This window comes from Pseudomonas sp. MDV22-iso1 (genome assembly GCF_058145095.1).
This window is the reverse complement of sequence record NZ_JBYVMF010000002.1, coordinates 456,520-479,728: the sequence shown is the minus strand read 5'-3', so window position 1 is coordinate 479,728 and position 23,209 is coordinate 456,520. Positions and strand designations below refer to the sequence as shown.

Genomic DNA, 23,209 nt, shown 5'->3' with positions numbered 1-23,209 from the left:
CACACAATCCGAAGAAAATCCGTGACTTATTAACATTCACGGTTTTGAACGACGACTGATTATTTTTTGATCACAATCCTGAAAGCCACACATGACGTGGCCTGTAGACGACCGCAAACACCTTATCCACAGAAGCGCCAACAGACTTTGGGGGCAACTATGCGGGTACTGTGGAAAACCGCCAAAACCCTTGATACATCAGGCTTTCAACGAGATTTCACACCTAAACAGGCTGATTGGTTGTTTTTTAATCAAAAGCCTGTAATCCCTTGTTTATATAGCCTCCAGCAGACAGCGAACATCTTATCCACAGAAGCGCCAACAGAGATCGGGGGTAAGTTTGGGGAAGTGAGGCAGCGTTATCCACAGAAGCGATTTATAGGGCGTAGGTAAACCCTAACTGGAAACCCGATCCTGTAGCAGCTGCCGAGCCCGCGAGGCGGCGTTCGAGGACGCAGTCCTCGCCAGCTTTAATGTCGGTGGAGGGTTAGCGAACCACGCCTTCTTCGATCAGCAGCTTGAGGATCGCCTCGGCACCCGCTTGTGCGGTCACACCTTTAAGCACTTGGCCACCGCCACCACTGGCCTTGGCCGTTGCAGCCTTCATCCGGTCGGCGCCGCTCTTGGCCTTGATCACCTTCAAGCGTTTCGGCCTTGGTTTTGCCAGTTGCAAGGTGGAGACGGCGAGCAGTTCATCGTCGATCACTTCGACATCATCGGCCTGCAGAACACCCCGGCGCGCTGGCCCGTAAGCACTTTGCCGAGGTTTGGGCGCAGCGTTATCCACAGTCGCCAGAAACGGCAAACGCACTTTCAAGCGACGACGCTGACCACGGGGCAGCGCCTGCAGAACAAGTGCCGAACCCCCGTCGATGGATTCCACCTGAGCCAGCCCCACCACCAGCGGCCAGCCCAGATTCTCGGCCAGCAGGAACGGCAACATGCCGGAGCCTTCGCCGGTTTCCGCCTGGCTGCCGGTCAGAACGACTTGCGCGCCAGCCTCCCGCAAATAGGCAGTTAACGCCGGCAACGCGTCGGCACCCAACGGCTGTTCCAGGACATGCAACTGGTCCAGCCCCATGCCCAGATACGCACGCAGCGCAGGCTCGGCGACGTCACCGGCATGCAGCACTTGCAGGTTATCCCCAGCCAGTTGCAGACCCAGCTCCACCGCTCGCGCATCCTGTTCGGCGCGACGTGGCCGGCCGGAGGTCGGGTGGGCGCCGATGGACACCAGGCTGATGATTTTCGTGCTCATAACCTTTTCCTTCCCTTAAGCCGCATCGCGCTTGGCGTCGTTGCGGTAGGCCGCTATCGCATCGATCAAGGCTTGAAGAATCTCGGCGCTTTCACCGATTACCGACAGGTCGGCCCGTTTGATCATGTCGCAACCCGGGTCGAGGTTGATCGCCACCACCTTGTCACAGGCACCGATGCCTTGCAGGTGCTGGATTGCGCCGGAAATCCCCACGGCCACATAGACCCGCGCAGTGACCCAGGTCCCCGAAGCACCCACCTGCCGATCACGCGCCATGAAGCCATCGTCCACCGCCACCCGGGACGCGCCTTCGGTGGCGCCGAGGGCTTGGGCGGTCCTGTGGAAAAGCTCCCAATCCTTGACGCCATTACCGCCGGAGAAAATGAATTCGGCTTCCGCCATGGGAATCGCCGCCGGGTCTACCGCCACCGCGCCCAAATCTTCGATACGGGAAAGGCTGCGCGCCACGGTTGTGGATAACTCCACGGGCAAGGCTTCGTGACGGGTTTCACTCACAGGTTCGGCACACTCGACGGCGGCCAGAATCAAGCGCGCAACCGGCCGCGCCAGGTCTTGCAAACCAGCACCGGCACGGCCGATACATTCCTGATCCTTGACCTGCCAGACACGCGTGGCCGGGCGCTCGCCGAGGGCTGCGGCAAAGCGCCGACCCAGTTCGCCGCCGCCGCTGCGGCTGTCGGGCAGCAGCCAGTGACGCGGACTGAACTGGTTATCCACAGCTCGTAAGCCCTGGACCCGTTGTTCCGGTGCATAACCGCTGAACTCCTCGCCGTCGAGCACCAGCAACCGATCCACGCCGGCGGTAGCGAAGGCCGCTTCCTTGTGCTCGCCAAAAATCACGGCCAACACCGCGCCGTCCTGACCGGCCAGTTGATGCGCCAGACCCAGCAAGTCGCGATCGTGGCTGCTCAAGCGACCACCCACCATGTCCGGCACCACACTGATATAAAACGCTGGCTGCGGTACTTGATGCAGTGGTAATTGCACTTCAACTGTGGCCGAGCGTTTGGTCGCTCCGCCCTGCTGTGCGCCGCTGCGGTCAATACGTTTGATGCCATTGGGACCAATGAAGCCCATGCCATGGGGATTCTTGCGAATGACCCCATTGGGCCCCATCCAGCTGTGTTGCGCCGGTTGCATGGCCGCATGCAGCGGGTGCAGGCGGTTGCGGGCAATCCATTCGGCGCGGGGGTCGCGGCGGATAATGTCGCTCATCGGTGGGCCTCCGCAGGTTCTTCACGTTTCAGCGGCGCATTCGGTTTGCTCGGGGCTGCGTCTTCGAGCAATGCATCGGCCACCAGTTCGGCGATGTCCTTGATCATCGGGCGCGGTTCGACCACACCTTCGAGCATCGCCGTGCATTGTGGACAACCCACGGCCACCAACTCGGCGCCGGTCTCGCGGATGTCTTCCATGCGCATGTCCGGAATCCGTTGTTTGCCCGGAATGTCGGTGATCGGTGCACCACCGCCACCACCGCAGCAGCGCGAGCGGAAACCAGAGCGTTGCATCTCTTTCACTTCGATGCCGAGAGCACGCAATACCTCGCGCGGCGCCTCGTATTCGCCGTTGTAGCGACCGAGGTAGCACGGATCGTGATAGGTCACGCTGCTGCCTTTGTGCTGACCGAGATTCAGGGCGCCCGCACCAATGATTTCCGCCATGTAGGTGCTGTGGTGCTGCACGAGGTAGTGGCCATCGAAAGCGCCGTACTCGTTTTTCAGCACGTGGAAGCTGTGCGGATCGCAGGTGACGATGCGGTTGAAGCTGTATTTGGCCAGGGTCTGGATGTTGCGTTTGGCCAGCAACTGGAACGTCGCTTCATCGCCCAGGCGCCGTGCCACGTCACCGCTGTCGCGCTCTTCCAGGCCCAGTACCGCGAAGTCGACCTTGGCCGCTTTCAGCACTTTGACGAAGGCGCGCAAAGTACGCTGGTTGCGCATGTCGAAAGCGCCGTCGCCGACCCAGAACAGCACGTCGACCGACTTCTTCTCGCTGAGCAGATTCAAATTCAGATCCGCGGCCCAGTTCATCCGCCCGCCCGGTGCGAAGCCGCCAGGGTTGTCGGTGGCAATCAGGTTTTCCAGGACTTCGGCCCCCTTGTTCGGGGTCGCGCCTTTTTCCAGCGTCAGATGGCGACGCATGTCGACGATGGCGTCGACGTGCTCGATCATCATCGGGCATTCCTCGACACAGGCACGGCAGGTGGTGCAGGACCACAGGGTGTCGGCGTCCACCAGGCCGTTGACGATCGGTTGATGCGGATTACCGGCATGCTCACCAATGGCTTTGCCAGGATAGGGACTACCGGCGAATTTGGCGTCGGTGCCACCCGCCAGGCCAACCACCATGTCCTGGATCAGTTTTTTCGGGTTCAGCGGCTGACCGGCGGCGAACGCCGGGCACGCCGCTTCGCACTTGCCGCACTGCACGCAGGCGTCGAAACCGAGCAGCTGGTTCCAGGTGAAATCCTTGGGTTTTTCCACACCCAACGGCGCGGTTGGGTCGTTGAGGTCCAGTGGTTTCAAACCAGTCGAGCGGCCACCGCCAAAGCGTTCGGCGCGACGGTGCCACGCCAGGTGCAAGGCACCGGCAAAGGCGTGTTTCATCGGCCCGCCCCAGGTCATGCCGAAGAACAATTCCGATACGCCCCACAGCACGCCGACAAAGAGGATCGCTGCAAGCATCCAGCCGCCGAAGTTTTCCGGGAGGATGCCGGCCACCGGCAGGGTCAACAGGAAGAAGCTCGCCGAGAATGCCAACAGGCTTTTCGGCAGACGCATCCATGGCCCTTTGGACAGGCGAGCCGGAGGGTTGCGACGACGCAAGTACATGAAAATCGCGCCGACGAACATCACCGCCGAGGCAATCAACAGGGCAACGCCGAGAATGCGGCTGTGCAGGCCGAAACCGTGAACCAGTATCGCCAGCACAATGGACGCCACCGCACCACCGGCCGTGGCGACGTGGGTGTTGGCGATGTATTTGTCCCGCGCAACGACATGGTGCAAATCGACCATGTAGCGCTTGGGCATGGCGAACAGGCCACCGATCAGGTCGACCTTCGAGGCTCGTCCCCGGCGCCACATAGCCACCCGCCGCACTGCGCCGAGGACAGCCAGGCCCAGGGCAGCGAACAGCAGGATTGGAAGAAGGGTGTTCAACATGGTGGAGCTCCCAAAGACCTCGGGGTCTTGCAGGCCAAACTACCTGGATGCCTTGCTCGATTCCCTGTGTAGGAGCGAGCTTGCTCGCGAAAAACCTGAGAACGTCGCGTTAAAACAGACTCCCCGCGTCATCGTTCACGTCCATCGCGAGCAAGCTCGCTCCTACAAGGGTTATCCACAAGCTCTTAGAAGTCTTTGCACAGCCGCAGTGCGTCGTAGATCGCGGCATGCACGTTGCGTTGCGCCACACAGTCACCGATGCGGAACAGCAGGTAACCGTCACCGGTCTGTTCCAGGCAAGGTTGCGGCTTGATCGCGAACAAAGCTTCGACGTCGATCTGGCCTTTGTTGCGCGAGCCTTCTTTCATCGCGTAGTAGATTTCTTCGTCCGGACGCACGCCGTTTTCCACGACCACCTGGTCCACCACCCGCTCCTCTTTGGCGCCGGTGTATTCGTTCTCCAGTACCGCCACCAGCTTGTCGCCTTCGCGGTAGACCTTCTCCAGCATCATGTCGCCGGTCATGATCACTTCTTTCGGGTACATGCTGCGGTAGTAGGTCGGGAACGAGGTGCCGCCGATCGCCACGCCAGGCTTGATGTCGTCGGTAACGATCTCGACCTGACTGCCTTTGTCGGCCAGGAAGTCAGCGGTCGACATGCCGGTGAACTCGCAAATGGTGTCGTACACCAGCACGTTTTTACCTGGCGCAACTTTGCCATCGAGAATGTCCCAGCTGCTGACAACCAGGCCTTCAGCCGCGCCCCAATGCTCGTTCTGCTCGAGGAACGGATGACCGCCTACCGCGAGCACGACCACGTCGGGGCGCAGGTCCATGATGGTCGGCGCATCCGCCGCCACGCCCAGGCGCAGGTCGACTTTCAACCTTGCGAGTTCAAGCTGATACCAGCGTGTGATACCGGCGATCTGGTCGCGCTGTGGTGCTTTCGAAGCAGTGGTGATCTGCCCGCCGATGAATTCTTTTTTCTCGAACAAAGTCACGTCGTGGCCACGCTCGGCGGCCACGCGAGCGGCTTCCATCCCCGCCGGCCCGGCACCCACCACCACGACCTTGCGCTTAACGCCCGTGGTCTTTTCGATGATGTGCGGCACGCCCATGTATTCGCGGGAGGTCGCAGCGTTCTGGATGCACAACACGTCCAGCCCTTGGTACTGCCGGTCGATGCAATAGTTGGCGCCGACGCACTGCTTGATCTGGTCGATCTGGCCCATCTTGATCTTGGCGATCAGGTGCGGGTCGGCGATGTGCGCACGGGTCATACCGACCATGTCCACATAACCACCTTCCAGAATTCGGGTCGCCTGGTTCGGGTCCTTGATGTTCTGTGCGTGCAGCACTGGAGCCTTGACCACTTCCTTGATACCGGCCGCCAGGTGCAGGAACGGCTCCGGTGGATAACTCATGTTCGGGATGACGTTGGCCAGGGTGTTGTGAGTGTCGCAACCCGACCCCACCACACCGATGAAGTCCAGCATGCCGGTGTCGTCGTAGTACTTGGCGATCTGCTTCATGTCCTCGTGGGACAAGCCGTCCGGGTGGAATTCGTCGCCGCACAGACGGATGCCGACGCAGAAATCCGGGCCGACTTCAGCCCGCACAGCCTTCAATACTTCCAGGCCGAACCGCATGCGGTTTTCAAAACTGCCGCCCCACTCATCGGTACGCTTGTTGACGCGCGGGCTCCAGAACTGGTCGATCATGTGCTGGTGCACAGCGGACAGTTCGACGCCATCGAGACCACCGGCCTTGGCCCGGCGAGCAGCCTGCGCGTAGTTGCCGATCACTCGCCAGATTTCTTCCGGCTCGATGGTTTTGCAGGTGGCACGGTGCACCGGTTCACGCACGCCCGACGGCGACATCAGGGTCGGCCAGTTAAAGCCGTCCCAACGTGAGCGACGGCCCATGTGGGTAATCTGGATCATGATCTTGGCGCCGTGCTTGTGCATGGCGTCGGCGAGGTTCTGGAAGTGCGGGATGATCCGGTCGGTGGACAGGTTCACCGAACTCCACCATTCCTGCGGGCTGTCGATGGCCACCACGGAGGAACCGCCGCAAATCGCCAGGCCGATCCCGCCCTTGGCTTTCTCTTCGTAATACTTGACGTACCGATCGGTGGTCATGCCGCCGTCGGTCGCGTAGACCTCGGCGTGCGCAGTGCTGAGCACGCGGTTACGGATGGTCAGTTTGCCGATCTGGATCGGCTGGAACATTGCTTCGAAAGCCATGGCGGGTTCCTCGACTTACAACGGCTTGACGGTGAACAAACCGTCGTCGTGGCCTTCTTCAGAGCCACCGTAGACTTGTTCGGCAACGGTACGGATGTTGCTGCCGCGGGCTTGCAGAATCTGGTCCATGGCACCGGCAAACCAGCCGGTGAACATGTAGTCGACCTTGCGCCCGACCTTGCCGTACACGTACACGAACGCCGAGTGTTCGAGCTTGACGCTGGCGGTGCCTTTGTCGAGGTCGATGTCCTGGATCTTGAACAGGCCCCAGCCGCGTTGCGACAGGCGCTTCATGTAGTGCTCGAACACTGCGACGCCTTCAAGGCCGTGGCATTCGGCTTCTTTCTCACACCAGTGCCAGGCGGATTTGTAGCCGGCCTTGTAGAGGATTTCGGCGTAGGCTTCGGCGCCCAGCACTTCCTCGATACCCATGTGGTTGTTGACGAAGAAATGCCGCGGTACGTACAGCATCGGCAGGGCGTCAGACGTCCAGACACCGGTCTCGCTGTCGACTTCGATTGGCAATTGCGGGGCGATCTTGGCCATGGAAACTTAACTCCAGAAAAATTCGTTGTATTTGCGTGTCGTAGCCCTGTAGCAGCTGCCGAGCCTGCGAGGCTGCGTTGGGCTGCGCAGCGGCCCTCGAGGGCGGTCCTGCGGACCGCAACGCAGCCTCGTGCCTCGGCAGCTGCTACAGGGTTGTTGGGAGGCCGGTTTTTATTCGCCCCAGACGTCCTTCAGGACATTCACCCAGTTCTCGCCCATGATCTTGCGCACCACGCGCTCGGAATGGCCGCGCTTGAGCAGGGTTTCGGTCAGGTTCGGGAACTCGCCGACGGTGCGGATGCCCAGCGGGTTAATGATCTTGCCGAAGCTGGTCAGGCGGCGTGCGTAGCCTTTGTCATGGGTCAGGTATTCGAAGAAGTCCTGGCCATGGCCCTGGGTGAAGTCGGTGCCGATGCCGATGGCGTCTTCGCCGACGATATTCATGGTGTATTCGATGGCTTCGGCGTAATCGTCGATGGTCGAATCAATGCCCTTGGCCAGGAACGGCGCAAACATGGTCACGCCGACAAAACCGCCGTGGTCGGCAATGAACTTCAGTTCTTCATCGGATTTGTTGCGCGGATGAATCTTCAGGCCCGACGGCAGGCAATGGGAATAGCAGACCGGCTTCTTCGATTCGAGGATGACTTCTTCGGAGGTTTTCGAACCCACGTGGGACAGGTCGCACATGACGCCGACACGGTTCATCTCGGCGACGATTTCACGACCGAAGCCCGACAGGCCGCCATCGCGCTCGTAGCAGCCGGTACCGACCAGATTCTGGGTGTTGTAGCACATCTGCACGATACCGACGCCCAGCTGCTTGAACACCTCGACGTAGCCGATCTGGTCTTCAAAGGCGTGAGCATTCTGGAAGCCGAAAAGGATGCCGGTCTTGCCCTGCTCCTTGGCCTTGCGGATGTCGGCGGTGGTACGCACCGGAATCACCAGATCGCTGTTCTCGCGAATCAGTTTCTGGCTGGCGGCGATGTTGTTGACGGTCGCCTGGAAGCCTTCCCATACCGACACGGTGCAGTTGGCCGCGGTCAGACCGCCCTTGCGCATGTCTTCGAACAGTTCACGGTTCCACTTGGCAATAATCAGCCCGTCGATAACGATACTGTCGGCGTGCAATTCGGCTGGGCTCATCAGGCTGTCCCCTATTAGCGATTCGTGCGCCGAATCGTGTGCCGGCGCTTTGGGGCCAGCATATGCCTCGGTGCCTCGGCAGCCGGGTGCAAAAACGACAGGGGAATTGCCGAAAGCGTCAATCCGCGACAAAGGGTCGTCGACAGGCCTGATCGCCCGCCTGTTCAAGCCCCTCCGCTTGGGCCAGAATTCGCCGCATCACTGGATGCTTCAATAACGCGTTACTGAAGCTTTGAATGGAATAAAGGGGACGGCAGCGCTATGAAAACGATTTTTCTGGTCTTGGCACTACTGACGGCGACGGGCGTACAGGCCCAGGAAGAGTCCGACAGCACCCCCTGCGATGCCGTCGAAAACGACGTCCAGACCCTGGAATGCTCGGCCTACAGCCGAACCACAGCCGAAGACCTGCTCAAAGACAACTATCAAAGCCTGGCGGAGCGCATGCAGACGCTCTACGGCAAGAACCCGTCGCAATTGACCGACATCACTGCCAGGATCAAAGCCTCCCAACAGCAATGGCTAAAGACGCGGGATGCCGATTGCGCCGTCGAAGCGTTCCCGGCGACGAGCGGCAGCAAGGCGTTCACCATTGCGCAGAATGATTGCGTGGCGCGGATGAGTGATGAGCGGTCGGAGTTTTTGGAGTCGATTGGGCAGGAGTGATCCTGTAATTCCATCGGAAGCTGGCGCCGTTGTCGGCTTTCGCCGCGAGAGCCTTGGCGTTTGGCATGACTGCCAATCAGCTTGAGCTGTAGCTTGCTCACAACCATTTTTAAAGGGATTCGAAATGAAAATCTGCGGCATCGAAATCAAAGGCAGCGAAGCAATCATTGCCGTGGCCTCCCTCGACGGCCAGACGCTGAGTCACGTCCCCCTCGCCACCAAGAAAATCGCCCTGGAAGACGACGACGAAGCGGCCAACGTCAAAGTCTTTGCCGCGCAGGTGGCGTCCTTTGTTCGTGAGAACTCCATCGACCGGATCGCGATCAAGAAGCGCAGCAAGAAAGGTGAGTTTGCCGGCGGACCGACCACGTTCAAGATCGAGGGCATTTTCCAGTTGCTGGAAAGTTGCGAGGTGACGCTGCTGTCGCCGCAGACGATCAATGCGCAGGCCAAGAAGCACGGGTTTGAGCCACCCGCGACGCTGAACAAGTATCAGCATGAGGCGTACAAAGCGGCGTGTTCGGCGTTGGTGAAGAAATAAATCAACCACAGATCTGTGGGAGCCAGCCTGCTGGTGATAGCGGTGTATCAGTCAGCATCTTGATTGACCGACACACCGCTATCGCCAGCAGGCTGGCTCCCACAGGGATCTGCGTCAGTCATTCAACATTGATGTTGCCTGACCCACCGCATTCGCGAGCAAGCCCGCTCCCACAGGTTTTTCGGTTGTTCATGCTTTTGCGGTACGCCGGTCTTCCCGCGGACAACGCTCGAACTTCGCCCGATAACTTCGGGTGAAATAAGACGGCGATTCAAACCCGCACGCGATGCTCACTTCCAGCACGCTCATGTCCGTCTGCCGCAACAATTGCTGGGCCTTCTCCAGCCTTAATCGCAGGTAAAAGTTGCTCGGCGTGTCATTCAGGTGCAGTCGAAACAAACGCTCGAGCTGCCGCCGCGTCACCTTGATCGACTCCGCCAGTGCCAGCGTGGTCAGCGGCGGTTCGCTGTGCTGCTCCATTTCCCCGATCACCTGAACCAGCTTCTTGTTGCGGATGCCATAACGGCTGGCCACTTCCATGCGCTGGTGGTCTTTGCGTGGGCGGATGCGGCCGAGTACGAATTGCTCGCTGACCTGAATCGCCAATTCCGGGCCGTGGGCCTGGCTGATGAGGTCGAGCATCAGGTCGATGGACGCCGTACCGCCGGCCGAGGTAATGCGCTTGCGGTCGATTTCGAACAGCTCCTGGGTGACGCTGAGCTGCGGATACGATTCCTTGAAGGCGTCGATCGCTTCCCAGTGCAGGGTCAGGCGATGGCCATCGAGCAAGCCGGCTTCGGCAAGGACAAAGCTCCCGGTGTCGATGGCGCCGAGCGTCACGCCATCGATGTCCAGGCGGCGCAGCCAGTGTTCCAGCGCGGGCGTGGCAAATTTCAGCGGTTCGAACCCCGCGACCACCAAGAGCGTCGCACCTTTTTTCAACGGCTCCAGTGCGGCGTCGGCGTTGACCGACATGCCGTTGCTGGCTAACACCGCACCGCCATCTGCGCTCAGCACATGCCAGCGATACAGCTCGCCGCGAAAGCGATTGGCGACCCGCAGCGGCTCAATGGCCGAGATAAAACCGATGGCCGAAAAACCGGGCATCAGCAAGAAGTAGAAATCCTGGGACATGGAACGCACTCAATGGCTGGTAGCGAGAGGGCGGGAAGCGTGCAGACGTTGATACGCCACTTGCGAGCGGCATTCAAGAGCACAGGTCGCTGCAGTGCAAGAGCTGGTCGCCGTAGTGCGCTTCCACGGGCCTATAGCTGCGTAACTTGGCATCACCGGCGCGCAGACGCCGGAACCCACAATAACGTCTGCCGAGGAACCCGACATGAAACGACTGATCAGCAGCTGTGTTCTTGCACTCAGCGGTACCGCATTCTTGAGCGCCAGCGTCATGGCGGCCGAACCCGCGTCCTGCCAGAACGTGCGCATGGGCGTGGTGAACTGGACCGACGTGATCGCCACCAGCGCCATGACCCAGGTCCTGCTCGACGGCCTCGGCTACAACACCAAACAAACCAGCGCGTCCCAGCAAATCATCTTCGCAGGGATCCGTGATCAGCGGCTGGACCTGTTCCTGGGTTACTGGAACCCGCTGATGACCCAGACCATCACGCCGTTCGTCCAGGCCAACCAGGTCAAGGTGCTTGAAGCACCCAGCCTGAAAGACGCCCGCGCCACCCTCGCCGTACCGACCTATCTGGCGGACAAGGGTCTGAAAACCTTCGCTGATATCGCCAAATTCGAGAAAGAACTGGGCGGCAAGATCTACGGCATCGAGCCCGGTTCGGGCGCCAACACCCAGATCAAGGCGATGATCACCAAGAACCAGTTTGGTCTTGGCAAGTTCCAGCTGGTCGAGTCCAGCGAAGCCGGCATGCTCGCGGCGGTGGATCGTGCCGTGCGCCGCAATGAAGCCGTGGTGTTCTTCGGCTGGGCGCCGCACCCCATGAACGTCAACGTGAAGATGACCTACCTCACGGGCAGTGACGATGCGCTCGGCCCGAACGAAGGCATGGCGACCGTCTGGACCGTCACCTCGCCGAAATATGCCGAGCAATGCCCGAACATCGGCCGCTTGCTGAGCAACCTGACCTACACCGCCGAAGACGAGAGCCGGATGATGCAGCCGCTGCTGGATCACAAAGATGCTTTCGAATCGGCCAGGCAATGGCTGAAAGATCACCCGCAAGACAAACAGCGCTGGCTCGAGGGCGTCACCACCTTCGATGGCAAACCTGCCGCTGAAAACCTGCAACTCACCACCAAATAAACCCTGATTGAACCGTCGAATCGCAGCCCGTATGGGCTGCGAACGAAATCATCACGCCTGCAAGGAACCCGCCTCATGAACCACGACGTCATCATCACCTGCGCACTCACCGGTGCTGGCGACACGACCGCCAAAAGCCCACACGTGCCGGTCACCCCAAAACAAATCGCCGCCGCTGCAGTAGAAGCCGCGAAGGCCGGCGCCACGGTGGTTCATTGCCACGTGCGCAACCCCGAAACCGGCAAGTTCAGCCGTGACGTGGCGTTGTATCGCGAAGTGATGGAGCGCATCCGCGAGGCGGACGTCGACATCATCGTCAACCTCACCGCCGGCATGGGTGGCGACCTGGAAATCGGTGCGGGCGAAAACCCGATGGAGTTTGGCCCGAACACCGACCTGGTCGGCCCGCTGACGCGTCTGGCGCATGTCGAAGCGCTGCTGCCGGAAATCTGCACCCTGGATTGCGGCACCCTGAACTTCGGCGATGGCGACACCATTTATGTATCGACGCCGGCTCAACTGCGTGCGGGTGCCAAACGCATTCAGGAATTGGGCGTGAAGGCCGAGCTGGAAATTTTCGACACCGGTCACCTGTGGTTTGCCAAACAACTGATCAAGGAAGGCCTGCTCGACGATCCGCTGTTCCAGCTGTGCCTGGGCATCCCGTGGGGCGCGCCGGCAGACACCACCACCATGAAGGCGATGGTCGACAACTTGCCGGCCAATGCGGTTTGGGCGGGCTTCGGCATCGGTCGCATGCAGATGCCGATGGCGGCTCAAGCGGTGCTGCTGGGCGGCAACGTGCGGGTCGGTCTGGAAGACAACATCTGGCTGGACAAAGGCGTACTGGCCACCAACGGCCAACTGGTCGAACGCGCCAGCGAAATCCTCAGTCGCCTCGGCGCCCGTGTCCTGACCCCTGCCGAAGGCCGGGTAAAAATGGGCCTGACCAAGCGCTAAATCCACACATAAGCCCTGTAGGAGCGAGCTTGCTCGCGAAAAAGGTACAGCCGACGCCACTCAGCGCCTGGAATACCATCGCGAGCAAGCTCGCTCCTACAAGGATCACCGAATTCATTCAGGACGGCGCCATGACCTTCATCACCGAAATCAAAACCTTCGCAGCCCTGGGCAGCGGTGTCATCGGCAGCGGCTGGGTATCCCGCGCCCTCGCCCACGGCCTCGACGTAGTGGCGTGGGACCCGGCACCGGGTGCCGAAGCCGCCTTGCGCAAACGCGTGGCCAATGCGTGGGGAGCACTGGAGAAACAAGGCCTGGCACCTGACGCGTCGCAAGATCGCCTGCGCTTTGTCGCCACCATTGAAGAGTGTGTTCGCGACGCGGATTTCATTCAGGAAAGCGCCCCGGAACGCCTCGATCTGAAACTGGAACTGCACAGCAAAATCAGCGCGGCAGCCAAGCCCAACGCGCTGATCGGCTCCAGTACGTCAGGGCTGTTGCCGAGTGAGTTTTACGAAAGTTCGACGCACCCGGAACGTTGTGTCGTCGGTCACCCGTTCAACCCGGTTTACCTGTTGCCATTGGTGGAAGTGGTGGGTGGTAAAAACACCGCACCCGAAGCCGTACAGGCGGCCATGAAAGTCTACGAATCCTTGGGGATGCGTCCGCTGCATGTGCGCAAGGAAGTGCCAGGATTTATCGCCGACCGCTTGCTCGAAGCGCTGTGGCGCGAGGCCCTGCACCTGGTAAACGACGGGGTGGCGACCACCGGCGAGATCGACGATGCAATTCGTTTTGGCGCGGGACTGCGCTGGTCGTTCATGGGCACGTTCCTGACGTACACCCTGGCGGGTGGCGATGCGGGCATGCGGCACTTCATGGCGCAGTTCGGACCGGCGTTGCAGTTGCCGTGGACGTACTTGCCGGCACCGGAACTGACCGACAAGTTGATCGATGATGTGGTCGATGGGACAAGCGATCAACTGGGCACCCACAGCATTTCGGCGCTGGAGCGCTATCGTGATGATTGTTTGCTGGCGGTGCTTGAAGCGGTGAGAACCACCAAAGAAAAGCATGGGATGGCATTCAGCGAGTAATCCACTATCAGGACTGGCCCCATCGCCAGCAGGCTGGCTCCCACAGGAGAATGCATTCCAATGTGGGAGCCAGCCTGCTGGCGATGACTGCATTCCAATCACAATCTGTTCTGGATCAGCCACCATGCCCGCACTCACCACCTACCAAACCCGCATCATCCCCGACTGGGTCGACTACAACGGCCACCTGCGCGATGCTTTTTACCTACTCATTTTCAGCTATGCCACCGACGCTTTGATGGACCGCCTCGGCATGGACAGCAGCCACCGCGAAGCCAGCGGCAACTCGTTGTTCACCCTCGAACTGCACCTCAATTACCTGCACGAGGTAAAGCTCGACGCCGACGTCGAAGTGCACACCCAAATCATCGCTCACGACAGCAAACGCCTGCACCTCTACCACAGCCTGCACCTGGCCGGAGATGACAAGGCGCTGGCGGCCAACGAGCAAATGCTGCTCCACGTCGACCTCGCCGGACCGCGCTCCGCACCATTCAGCGACGACACCCTGAACAAGCTGCAAGCCATCGTCGCCGAACAAACCGACCTGCCTGTTCCTGACTACATTGGCCGAGTGATTGCGTTACCCCCAAAAAAATAACAAGGAGATCGCCATGAACACCGCCGCCGCTTTTGCCGACTTCCGTACCTACCCGTTGATCAGCGCGTTGACCGCCGTGCAAACCCTGGCGGACCTCGCTCAGGTGACCTGGGCCGACGGGCGCATCAGCCCGTTCCATCATCAGTGGTTGCGCGACAACTGCCCGTGTCCACAGTGCGTCTACACGGTGACTCGCGAGCAAGTGCTGGAGATCGTCGACGTCCCAGAGCACCTGATACCGACCGATACCCGCATTGACGCAGACGGCTGCCTCAGTGTCGATTGGCAGGACGGCCACCTCAGCCGCTTCGATCCGGGTTGGTTGCGGGCGCATGCGTATGACGATGAATCCCGCGCCGAACGTCGGGCCCGCAAACCCAAAGCCACGCTGTGGCACAGCGATGTGCAGCTGCCGGTGTTCGAATATTCGGCGCTGATGAACGACAACCAGGCGTTGTTGCAGTGGCTGCTGGCGGTACGGGATATCGGCCTCACCCAGGTCCGCGGCGTACCCACGGAACCCGGATCTTTGAAGCTGATTGCGCAACGCATTTCCTTCATCCGCGAGAGCAATTTCGGTGTGCTGTTCAACGTGCAATCCAAGGCTGATGCCGACAGCAATGCCTACACCGCCTTCAACCTGCCGCTGCACAGCGATTTGCCGACCAGGGAGCTGCAACCGGGACTGCAATTTCTGCACTGCCTGGTGAATGACGCCGACGGTGGCGAGAGTATTTTCGTCGACGGGTTTGCGATTGCTGATGCACTGCGTCAAGAGGATCCCGAGTCGTTCCACAGCCTGTGCAACATCCCCGTGGAATTCCGCAACAAGGACCGCCACAGCGACTACCGGTGCCTGGCGCCGATCATCGCGCTGGATGCGTTGGGGCAGGTGTCGGAGATCCGCATGGCGAACTTTTTACGCGGGCCGTTCGATGCGTCGGTGGAAGAGATGCCCAGGCTCTATCGCGCGTATCGGCGCTTTATCGCGATGACGCGCGAGCCTCGGTTCAGGCTGATGCAACGACTCAATCCCGGGGAGCTGTGGTGCTTCGATAACCGACGCACCCTGCATGCGCGCAATGCGTTCGACCCTGCCAGCGGGACCCGGCATTTCCAGGGGTGTTATGTGGATCGGGATGAGTTGCTGTCGCGGATTCTGGTGTTGCAACGCTAGACCGAGTCATCGTTCATCGCGAGCAGGCTCACTCCCACATTCAACCGAGTTCCTACCAGAAGAATGCGGTCAATGTGGGAGTGAGCCTGTTCTGGGCGGCATTCCGACGATGGCGTCGGTCCGGACTGCACATCCCTTCCTGATTCACAGGCAAAAAAAACCCCGATCAAGCCGTGACAGGATCGGAGCTGAGGAGGGTACTGTTGAGGAGCCGTTGCGCGAGGGTGACCAAACCTTCGTGAAGCGAGCTGAGTCCAGTGTGCCCACTCCCCTACTCGATCAGTTAGCCGAAAACGACCTGTTCATAGGTATACCGGCCATTGCGACAAATCGTCCTTGCCGCCACCTCTCACCCCTACGAGAATCGAGCCACGACACCGTTCCCTGAAGAAGGATTGCGTCATGATGTACGCCGATTTGATTGACCAGGAAGACCTGTTGGGCCAACTGAAGTCGTTGGGTTTTCAAGTACCGAACGGCGCCACCGCCGAGCAGGCTTGCGAGTGTGCAGTGCGGGGGTTGAACAACGAACGGGCCATTGAGCTGCGCACAATGGTCAAGCAGATGTACACCAGCAGCGCGACGATCCTGCCGGCCGTGCGCCAGGCCATCGACAGGCAATTGCTGCCGGCGTTGGCGGAGTTTCAGCAGAGCCGTAGCGCCTGACAGTACGCCTTCGCGGGCAAGCCCGCTCCCACAAGGAGCTGCCGTGTGACATAGTTTGTATTCACACATCAAATCCCTGTGGGAGCGGGTTTGCCCGCGATGATGGCCTCTCGGCTTAGAGCCTTACACTCGCAAACGTCGACTCGTTCCGCGCCTGACTCAACGCCGACAACGGTCCCGACAACGGCGACAGCACCAAGGCTTGCGGCAGCGGCATCATCGCCACTTGCTGCGTGGTATTGGAACCTACGCGCTCGTCACGCGGCGGGATGCCGAAGTATTCGCGGTAGCACTTGGAGAAGTGCGGCGTAGACACAAAACCGCACACCGACGCCACTTCGATGATCGACATCGGCGTTTGCTTGAGCAACTGCCGGGCGCGGATCAAGCGCAGTTTCAGGTAGTAACGCGACGGCGAGCAGTGCAGGTATTTCTGGAACAACCGCTCGAGCTGACGACGCGACACCGCGACATACACCGCCAGTTCGTCGAGGTCGATCGGTTCTTCCAGATTGGCCTCCATCAGCGCGACGATTTCCTGCAGTTTCGGCTGATTGGTACCAAGCATGTGCTTGAGCGGCACGCGCTGGTGATCCTGCTCGTTGCGGATGCGTTCGTAGACGAACATTTCCGAGATCGCGGCCGACAGTTCACGCCCGTGATCGCGGCTGATCAGGTGCAGCATCATGTCCAGCGGCGCAGTGCCGCCTGAGCTGGTGAAGCGGTTACGGTCGAGGGTGAACAGTCGAGTGCTCATGGCCACACGCGGAAACGCTTCCTGCATCGAGGCCAGGCATTCCCAGTGCACGCTGCAATCAAAACCGTCCAGCAGGCCGGCGCACGCCAGGGCCCAGCTGCCGGTGCAGACCGCACCGAGACGACGGGACTGACGCGCCTGGCTTTGCAACCACGACACATGCTCACGGGTGACAGTGCGCTGAATACCGATGCCGCCGCAGACAATGATTGTGTCGAGCGCCGGGGCTTTGTGCATGGAGCAATCGGGGGTGATCTGCAGACCGTCACTGGCCCAGACCTGACCGCCATCCACGGTAAGTGTGGTCCAGCGATACAGCTCGCGACCGGACAATTGGTTGGCCATGCGCAGGGGTTCCACTGCGGAGGCCAGAGAAATCAGCGTGAAATTGTCCAGCAGCAAAAAGCCGATGGATTGAGGCGCACGGTTCTGGGGTTGGGCCCCGGAGTTGGACGTCGTCATCGCGGTATCTCCTCACACAAAGCGGGTGATGGCCTCAGGCGGAGGCTCTTGTTATTGCCATCGTTCTCGCGTGGGAGACGGGCTTTGTAATGACAGAGCAATTGCCATGCCTAAAATTGAATGCGCGTTCAATAACTCCTGAAAACGACGTCGGGATGTGTCTGGATATGACGCGCGGGGAGTAGGGTTTAAAAGTGCCATCAGGCGAGGCAAGTGCGCTGCCCCGATGCGTGTGAGCAAATCGGTAGCACTTGTGGGAACAGGGCTACGGCGCGTTCTGAAAGAGTGTCACCACAAGCACAGGTGACAGGCGGTAATGGTCAACCTGGATCCCGGATCTCAGGCAAGGCGCTTATCTGTAAGCGACGCGCCAAAAGGTGGCGCGTTTTGGATCGGGTGTTCAGTTAGCGCGCAGTTTTGACTGGCTTCTGTGGCAAATGACTTTTGTGGCGAGGGAGCTTGCTCCCGCAGGGGCGCGAAGCGGCCCCTAAAATCTTACGACTGCTGCGCAGCCGAGCGGGAGCAAGCTCCCTCGCCACAGGGATTAACTGAGCAAAGAGTCAGCCGCCTCAACACTCAACCGCACTCACCGCCAACCCGCCCCGCGATGTCTCTTTATATTTGTCATGCATGTCCGCCCCCGTATCACGCATGGTGCGGATTACCCGGTCCAGCGAGATAAAGTGCTGACCATCCCCACGCAACGCCATTTGCGCCGCATTGATCGCTTTCACCGCCGCAATCGCATTGCGCTCGATGCACGGCACCTGCACCAGCCCACCCACCGGGTCGCAAGTCAGACCGAGGTTGTGCTCCAGGCCGATTTCCGCCGCGTTGCACAGTTGTTCTGGTGTCGCGCCGAGAATCTCCGCCAGGCCGGCCGCCGCCATTGCGCAGGCGGATCCGACTTCCCCCTGGCAGCCGACTTCGGCACCGGAGATTGACGCGTTCTTCTTGCACAGGATCCCGACCGCCGCAGCGCCGAGGAAATAGTCGACGACATTGGCGTCGGTCACCGCTTCGCTGAACTTCATGAAGTAATGCAGGACTGCCGGGATGATGCCCGCCGCGCCATTGGTCGGTGCCGTGACCATGCGCCCACCGGCTGCGTTTTCTTCATTGACGGCCAGGGCGAACAGGTTCACCCACTCCATGGCGCTCAGGGTCGAGCCGATCACATTGGGCTTGCCCAGTTCCTGCAGGCTGCGATGCAACCTGGCGGCACGACGGCGAACGTTCAGGCCGCCCGGCAAGATGCCTTCGTGCTTGAGGCCCTGTTCGACGCAATCCTGCATGGCCCGCCACAGTTTCATCAAACCGCTGCGGATTTCGTCTTCGCTGCGCCAGACCTTCTCGTTGGCCAACATCAGTTCGGCCACGCGCAGGTTGTGTGTCTGACAGAGGCTGAGCAATTCGGCCGCACTGGAAAAGTCGTATGGCAATACGGTGCGATCCATGTCCACCACGCCGCTGCTGGCTTGCGCCTCATCCACGACAAAACCGCCGCCGACGGAATAGTAGGTGTCACGGTGCAGCTCGCCGGCGTCGCCTTCGACAATCAGCGTCATGGCGTTGGGATGAAACGGCAGGTTCACATCGATCAGGCGCATGTCCCGCGCCCACATGAACGGCACCGGTAAACGACCATCCAGCAGCAACTCATTGGTTTCACGCAGGGTGGCGATGCGGATGCCGATTTGCGACGGATCGATCGCGTCCGGCCACTCGCCCATCAACCCCATGATCACGGCGTTGTCGCTGCCATGCCCGATGCCTGTGGCCGATAGCGAGCCATACAGCTGAACTTCGACGCGCCGCACTTGCTCCAAAAGACCCTGTTCGCGCAAACCTTGCACGAACAGCGCTGCGGCGCGCATCGGCCCCACAGTGTGCGAACTGGAAGGGCCAATGCCGATTTTGAACAGGTCGAAAACGCTGATAGCCATTACTGCAGAACTCCTGGATATGCCCAACTCCAGACGCAAAAGCGCCCAGTGACGGAGCTGCTACGCTCAAGCTGCAATCCGCCGATATGGCTGCATCATCAGGCTTTTACCCTGTCGTTCGGCGTCTCTAACCGACGCACTCTTGTCCACGAACGCCGCAGGTCGTCCACGCTGCGTTTTCGCCGTTTTTTTACGGTGCAGAGGAACAAAGAGGGCTAAAAAAAGCTGTAAACGACGTCACCGACACTGGATGCGACCCTCCCTGTACTGGATACGACGCACCCTGTAGGCGTCTGATTTTCACTGGTACATGATCGTATCGACTCGATTGCAAGGCGCCGCGGTAGAGCTGTCCCCAAAAACGCCATCCAACCGCAACCTATAAGTGCGGTGGTCCAGTCGGAACACTGCCAAAAAAAACACCAAGGAGTCAGTCAATGAAAGGTTCCCCGTCGTTGTTGTTGGCCGCCATGCTTAGTCTGCCGGTTCTGGCGCAAGCTGCAGAACCGGCCCAATGCAGCACCGTAAACTTCTCCGATGTCGGCTGGACCGACATCACCGTCACCACCGCGACCACCAGCGTCGTCCTCGACGCACTGGGCTACAAGACCAAAACCACAATGATTTCCGTGCCGGTGACCTACAAGTCCCTGGCCGACGGCAAGAACATGGACGTGTTCCTGGGTAACTGGATGCCGACCATGGAAAACGACATCAAGGCTTATCGCGATGCCGGTACCGTGGACACCCTGCGCGCCAACCTGGAAAACGCAAAATACACACTCGCCGTCCCGGAAGAGTTGTATAACAAAGGTCTGAAAGATTTCGCCGACATCGCCAAGTTCAAGAAAGAACTCGACGGCAAGATCTACGGCATCGAGCCTGGCAACGACGGCAACCGTCTGATCCAGAGCATGATCGACAAGAACGCCTTCGGCCTCAAAGACGCCGGCTTCAAGGTGGTCGAGTCCAGCGAGGCAGGCATGCTCTCGCAAGTCGATCGTGCACAGCGGCGCAACACCGCCGTGGTGTTCCTGGGCTGGGAACCACACCCGATGAACACTCGATTCAAGATGAAATACCTGACCGGCGGCGACGACTATTTCGGCCCGAACTTTGGTCAGGCGACCATCTACACCAACACCCGCAAGGGCTATGCACAGGAATGCAGCAACGTCGGTCAACTGCTGAAAAACCTGCAGTTCACCCTGAACATGGAAAGCACGCTGATGGGCAACGTCCTGGACGACAAGATGAAGCCTGACGCGGCCGCCAGGGCCTGGCTGAAAAAGAATCCACAGGTGCTCGATACCTGGCTCGCTGGCGTGACCACCATTGACGGTAAACCTGGCCTGGAAGCCGTGAAAGCCAAGCTCGCTCAGTAAAATCGCTTACGCCGGGCGACCTCGGTCGTCCGGGCTGTTTTTTCCTTGCATGCGGACGTTCACTACCATGCTGATTGATCAGAAAATCCCTTTAGGCCAGTACATCGCAGGCTTCGTTGAATGGTTGACGCAACACGGCGCCAACACCTTCGACGCCATCGCCGTGTCACTGGAAACGATGATCCACGGCGTGACTTTTGCGCTGACCTGGTTCAACCCGCTGGCATTGATCGGCCTTATCGCACTCCTCGCGCATTTCATTCAACGCAAATGGGGACTGACGGTTTTCGTCATCGCCTCCTTCCTGCTGATCCTCAATCTGGGGTACTGGCAGGAAACCATGGAAACCCTTGCCCAGGTGTTGTTCGCCACCCTGGTCTGCGTGGTCATCGGCGTGCCGTTGGGCATTGTCGCCGCGCACAAACCGATGTTCTACACACTGATGCGTCCGGTGCTCGATCTGATGCAGACCGTACCGACCTTCGTGTACCTCATTCCTACCCTGACCCTCTTCGGGCTGGGCGTGGTTCCAGGCCTCATTTCCACGGTGGTGTTCGCGATTGCCGCGCCTATCCGCCTGACCTACCTGGGTATTCGTGATGTTCCCGCAGAACTGATGGACGCCGGTAAAGCCTTTGGCTGCTCGCGCCGTCAACTGCTTGCGCGCATAGAACTGCCCTACGCCATGCCGAGCATCGCGGCCGGCATCACCCAGTGCATCATGCTGTCGTTGTCGATGGTGGTGATCGCGGCACTGGTGGGCGCCGATGGCCTGGGCAAACCCGTGGTCAACGCACTGAACACTGCTGATATCGCCCTGGGCTTCGAAGCGGGCCTGGCGATCGTACTGCTGGCGATCATGCTCGACCGTATCTGCAAACAACCCGACGCTAAAGTAGGGGGTGACGCATGAGCATTATTCGCTTCGAAGACGTCGACGTAATTTTCTCCAAAGACCCGCGAGAAGCACTCAAGCTTCTCGACCAAGGCATGACGCGCGACCAGATCCTGAAAAAAACCGGTCAAATCGTTGGCGTTGAAAAAGCCAGCCTGGACGTCGAAAAGGGCGAAATCTGCGTCTTGATGGGCCTGTCCGGTTCCGGCAAGTCCAGCCTGCTGCGCTGCATCAACGGCCTGAACACGGTCAGCCGTGGCAAGTTGTTTGTGGAGCACGAAGGCAAGCAGATCGATATCGCGTCCTGTACTCCGGCAGAGCTGAAAATGATGCGCACCAAGCGCATCGCGATGGTGTTCCAGAAGTTCGCCCTGATGCCGTGGCTGACGGTGCGCGAGAACATCAGCTTCGGCCTGGAGATGCAGGGTCGGCCGGAGAAGGAACGCAAGAAACTGGTCGATGAAAAACTCGAACTGGTGGGCCTGACTCAATGGCGTAACAAGAAGCCTGATGAACTGTCCGGCGGCATGCAGCAACGTGTCGGTCTCGCCCGGGCACTGGCGATGGACGCCGACATTCTGCTGATGGACGAACCGTTCTCTGCACTCGACCCGCTCATCCGCCAAGGCCTGCAAGACGAACTGCTGGAACTGCAAAGCAAGCTCAACAAAACCATCGTATTCGTGAGCCACGACCTTGATGAAGCGCTGAAGCTGGGCAGCCGTATCGCCATCATGAAAGACGGTCGGATCGTGCAGTACAGCAAGCCGGAAGAAATCGTTCTCAACCCGGCGGACGACTACGTGCGGACCTTTGTCGCCCACACCAACCCGTTGAACGTGCTGTGCGGTCGCAGCCTGATGCGCACGCTGGATAACTGCAAACGCATCAACGGCTCGGTCTGTCTCGATCCGGGTGGCGATTCGTGGCTGGACCTGGCTGAGGGCAACACGATCAAGGGCGCCCGCCAGAACGGTGAGAGCCTTGACCTGCAGAACTGGGTGCCGGGGCAAGCGGTCGATGGTCTGGGTCGCCGGCCAACGCTGGTGGACTCGAACATCGGCATGCGTGATGCGCTGCAGATTCGCTATCAGACCGGGAACAAGCTGGTGCTGCACGACAACCATCATGTGGTGGGCATTCTTGGGGACAGCGAGCTGTATCATGCGCTGCTCGGCAAGAACCTGGGGTAAGGACCCCGGACACAAAAACGCCGCGAGAGGATCGCGGCGTTTTTGTTAGTGCAGATATTGAGCTGTAAACGCGGACTACTGTGGCGAGGGAGTTTACTCCCGCTGGGTTGCGAAGCAGCCCCAAAACCGGGCACCGCAATGGTTCACAAACACCGCATTATCCGGGTTTACGACTGCTGCGCAGCCGAGCGG

20 protein-coding genes are annotated in these 23,209 nt (G+C 59.9%); 11 read left to right on the top strand and 9 right to left on the bottom strand.

Going from position 1 to position 23,209, the window contains the following annotated elements; all coding sequences use genetic code 11:
* Positions 1-487 precede the first annotated feature (487 nt).
* From etfB to AC3ZVB_RS04520, 6 genes are all read right to left on the bottom strand, one after another.
* Entirely contained in the window at positions 488-1,258 is a 771-nt protein-coding gene (etfB, locus tag AC3ZVB_RS04545; RefSeq protein ID WP_490145859.1) for an electron transfer flavoprotein subunit beta, read from the bottom strand.
* Positions 1,259-1,273: 15 nt separating this feature from the next.
* Positions 1,274-2,494 carry an electron transfer flavoprotein subunit alpha gene (gene etfA, locus AC3ZVB_RS04540; RefSeq protein ID WP_490145858.1) on the bottom strand — a complete coding sequence of 407 codons (1,221 nt, stop codon included), beginning with the start codon at positions 2,492-2,494 and terminating at the stop codon, positions 1,274-1,276.
* Positions 2,491-4,446: a dimethylglycine demethylation protein DgcB gene (dgcB, locus tag AC3ZVB_RS04535; protein WP_490145857.1), complete on the bottom strand. Its 1,956-nt coding sequence runs from the start codon at positions 4,444-4,446 to the stop codon at positions 2,491-2,493. The genes etfA and dgcB overlap by 4 nt, the downstream gene beginning before the upstream one ends.
* A 185-nt stretch (positions 4,447-4,631) precedes the next feature.
* The gene (gene dgcA, locus AC3ZVB_RS04530) at positions 4,632-6,692 is read right to left on the bottom strand and encodes a dimethylglycine demethylation protein DgcA (protein ID WP_162436190.1); all 2,061 of its coding nucleotides are present in this window, start codon (positions 6,690-6,692) and stop codon (positions 4,632-4,634) included.
* A gap of 15 nt (positions 6,693-6,707) precedes the next feature.
* Positions 6,708-7,238 (bottom strand): DUF5943 domain-containing protein, encoded by a 531-nt coding sequence (locus AC3ZVB_RS04525; protein WP_010565965.1) that lies wholly within the window; start codon positions 7,236-7,238, stop codon positions 6,708-6,710.
* A 171-nt stretch (positions 7,239-7,409) separates the two neighbouring features.
* A complete protein-coding gene (locus tag AC3ZVB_RS04520; protein ID WP_008033250.1) occupies positions 7,410-8,387 on the bottom strand; it encodes a dipeptidase in 978 nt (325 codons plus the stop codon).
* 261 nt (positions 8,388-8,648) lie between these two features.
* On the opposite strand from AC3ZVB_RS04520, the gene AC3ZVB_RS04515 reads away from it, so the two are divergent.
* Both AC3ZVB_RS04515 and AC3ZVB_RS04510 read left to right on the top strand, forming a co-directional pair.
* On the top strand, positions 8,649-9,053 hold the full coding sequence (locus AC3ZVB_RS04515) for a lysozyme inhibitor LprI family protein (protein WP_490145856.1): 405 nt from the start codon (positions 8,649-8,651) through the stop codon (positions 9,051-9,053).
* 124 nt (positions 9,054-9,177) lie between these two features.
* Positions 9,178-9,594, top strand: a complete 417-nt coding sequence (locus AC3ZVB_RS04510; RefSeq protein WP_194691078.1) for a DUF3010 family protein — start codon at positions 9,178-9,180, stop codon at positions 9,592-9,594.
* A 189-nt stretch (positions 9,595-9,783) separates the two neighbouring features.
* Here AC3ZVB_RS04510 and AC3ZVB_RS04505 read toward each other — a convergent pair whose 3' ends face one another.
* Entirely contained in the window at positions 9,784-10,728 is a 945-nt protein-coding gene (locus AC3ZVB_RS04505; protein WP_162436185.1) for a GlxA family transcriptional regulator, read from the bottom strand.
* A 205-nt stretch (positions 10,729-10,933) separates the two neighbouring features.
* Here AC3ZVB_RS04505 and choX point away from each other — a divergent pair, with 205 nt between their 5' ends.
* From choX to AC3ZVB_RS04475, 6 genes are all read left to right on the top strand, one after another.
* Positions 10,934-11,878 carry a choline ABC transporter substrate-binding protein gene (gene choX, locus AC3ZVB_RS04500; RefSeq protein WP_162436184.1) on the top strand — a complete coding sequence of 315 codons (945 nt, stop codon included), beginning with the start codon at positions 10,934-10,936 and terminating at the stop codon, positions 11,876-11,878.
* Positions 11,879-11,953: 75 nt separating this feature from the next.
* On the top strand, positions 11,954-12,838 hold the full coding sequence (gene cdhC / locus AC3ZVB_RS04495) for a 3-dehydrocarnitine:acetyl-CoA trimethylamine transferase CdhC (protein ID WP_162436183.1): 885 nt from the start codon (positions 11,954-11,956) through the stop codon (positions 12,836-12,838).
* A gap of 131 nt (positions 12,839-12,969) precedes the next feature.
* Positions 12,970-13,935, top strand: coding sequence for an L-carnitine dehydrogenase (locus tag AC3ZVB_RS04490; protein WP_490145866.1), 966 nt, complete (start codon positions 12,970-12,972; stop codon positions 13,933-13,935).
* Positions 13,936-14,059: 124 nt separating this feature from the next.
* Complete coding sequence (locus AC3ZVB_RS04485) at positions 14,060-14,536, top strand: thioesterase family protein (protein ID WP_490145855.1); 477 nt, start codon at positions 14,060-14,062, stop codon at positions 14,534-14,536.
* Between the two features lie 13 nt (positions 14,537-14,549).
* Positions 14,550-15,713 carry a gamma-butyrobetaine dioxygenase gene (locus AC3ZVB_RS04480; RefSeq protein ID WP_490145854.1) on the top strand — a complete coding sequence of 388 codons (1,164 nt, stop codon included), beginning with the start codon at positions 14,550-14,552 and terminating at the stop codon, positions 15,711-15,713.
* Positions 15,714-16,115: 402 nt separating this feature from the next.
* A complete protein-coding gene (locus tag AC3ZVB_RS04475; protein WP_162436180.1) occupies positions 16,116-16,379 on the top strand; it encodes a hypothetical protein in 264 nt (87 codons plus the stop codon).
* A 115-nt stretch (positions 16,380-16,494) separates the two neighbouring features.
* Here the strand turns inward: AC3ZVB_RS04475 and gbdR are convergent, their stop codons facing one another.
* Both gbdR and AC3ZVB_RS04465 read right to left on the bottom strand, forming a co-directional pair.
* Positions 16,495-17,598, bottom strand: coding sequence for a choline metabolism transcriptional regulator GbdR (gbdR, locus tag AC3ZVB_RS04470; RefSeq protein WP_162436179.1), 1,104 nt, complete (start codon positions 17,596-17,598; stop codon positions 16,495-16,497).
* Positions 17,599-18,167: 569 nt separating this feature from the next.
* A complete protein-coding gene (locus AC3ZVB_RS04465) occupies positions 18,168-19,544 on the bottom strand; it encodes an L-serine ammonia-lyase (protein WP_490145853.1) in 1,377 nt (458 codons plus the stop codon).
* A gap of 437 nt (positions 19,545-19,981) precedes the next feature.
* Here AC3ZVB_RS04465 and AC3ZVB_RS04460 point away from each other — a divergent pair, with 437 nt between their 5' ends.
* The 3 genes from AC3ZVB_RS04460 (at position 19,982) to choV (ending at position 23,017) form a co-directional block, all read left to right on the top strand.
* Positions 19,982-20,929, top strand: coding sequence for a choline ABC transporter substrate-binding protein (locus tag AC3ZVB_RS04460; protein ID WP_162436177.1), 948 nt, complete (start codon positions 19,982-19,984; stop codon positions 20,927-20,929).
* Between the two features lie 67 nt (positions 20,930-20,996).
* Entirely contained in the window at positions 20,997-21,842 is an 846-nt protein-coding gene (gene choW / locus AC3ZVB_RS04455; protein ID WP_109635476.1) for a choline ABC transporter permease subunit, read from the top strand.
* Positions 21,839-23,017: a choline ABC transporter ATP-binding protein gene (gene choV, locus AC3ZVB_RS04450; RefSeq protein WP_162436176.1), complete on the top strand. Its 1,179-nt coding sequence runs from the start codon at positions 21,839-21,841 to the stop codon at positions 23,015-23,017. Before choW ends, choV begins: the two co-directional genes overlap by 4 nt.
* Positions 23,018-23,209: the final 192 nt, after the last annotated feature.

Bases quoted from the DNA above. Each gene is read 5' to 3' on its own strand.
- etfB (WP_490145859.1), bottom strand. From the start codon at position 1,258: ATGAGCACGAAAATCATCAGCCTGGTGTCCATCGGCGCCCACCCGACC.
- etfA (WP_490145858.1), bottom strand. From the start codon at position 2,494: ATGAGCGACATTATCCGCCGCGACCCCCGCGCCGAATGGATTGCCCGC.
- dgcB (WP_490145857.1), bottom strand. From the start codon at position 4,446: ATGTTGAACACCCTTCTTCCAATCCTGCTGTTCGCTGCCCTGGGCCTG.
- dgcA (WP_162436190.1), bottom strand. From the start codon at position 6,692: ATGGCTTTCGAAGCAATGTTCCAGCCGATCCAGATCGGCAAACTGACC.
- AC3ZVB_RS04525 (WP_010565965.1), bottom strand. From the start codon at position 7,238: ATGGCCAAGATCGCCCCGCAATTGCCAATCGAAGTCGACAGCGAGACC.
- AC3ZVB_RS04520 (WP_008033250.1), bottom strand. From the start codon at position 8,387: ATGAGCCCAGCCGAATTGCACGCCGACAGTATCGTTATCGACGGGCTG.
- AC3ZVB_RS04515 (WP_490145856.1), top strand. From the start codon at position 8,649: ATGAAAACGATTTTTCTGGTCTTGGCACTACTGACGGCGACGGGCGTA.
- AC3ZVB_RS04510 (WP_194691078.1), top strand. From the start codon at position 9,178: ATGAAAATCTGCGGCATCGAAATCAAAGGCAGCGAAGCAATCATTGCC.
- AC3ZVB_RS04505 (WP_162436185.1), bottom strand. From the start codon at position 10,728: ATGTCCCAGGATTTCTACTTCTTGCTGATGCCCGGTTTTTCGGCCATC.
- choX (WP_162436184.1), top strand. From the start codon at position 10,934: ATGAAACGACTGATCAGCAGCTGTGTTCTTGCACTCAGCGGTACCGCA.
- cdhC (WP_162436183.1), top strand. From the start codon at position 11,954: ATGAACCACGACGTCATCATCACCTGCGCACTCACCGGTGCTGGCGAC.
- AC3ZVB_RS04490 (WP_490145866.1), top strand. From the start codon at position 12,970: ATGACCTTCATCACCGAAATCAAAACCTTCGCAGCCCTGGGCAGCGGT.
- AC3ZVB_RS04485 (WP_490145855.1), top strand. From the start codon at position 14,060: ATGCCCGCACTCACCACCTACCAAACCCGCATCATCCCCGACTGGGTC.
- AC3ZVB_RS04480 (WP_490145854.1), top strand. From the start codon at position 14,550: ATGAACACCGCCGCCGCTTTTGCCGACTTCCGTACCTACCCGTTGATC.
- AC3ZVB_RS04475 (WP_162436180.1), top strand. From the start codon at position 16,116: ATGATGTACGCCGATTTGATTGACCAGGAAGACCTGTTGGGCCAACTG.
- gbdR (WP_162436179.1), bottom strand. From the start codon at position 17,598: ATGACGACGTCCAACTCCGGGGCCCAACCCCAGAACCGTGCGCCTCAA.
- AC3ZVB_RS04465 (WP_490145853.1), bottom strand. From the start codon at position 19,544: ATGGCTATCAGCGTTTTCGACCTGTTCAAAATCGGCATTGGCCCTTCC.
- AC3ZVB_RS04460 (WP_162436177.1), top strand. From the start codon at position 19,982: ATGAAAGGTTCCCCGTCGTTGTTGTTGGCCGCCATGCTTAGTCTGCCG.
- choW (WP_109635476.1), top strand. From the start codon at position 20,997: ATGCTGATTGATCAGAAAATCCCTTTAGGCCAGTACATCGCAGGCTTC.
- choV (WP_162436176.1), top strand. From the start codon at position 21,839: ATGAGCATTATTCGCTTCGAAGACGTCGACGTAATTTTCTCCAAAGAC.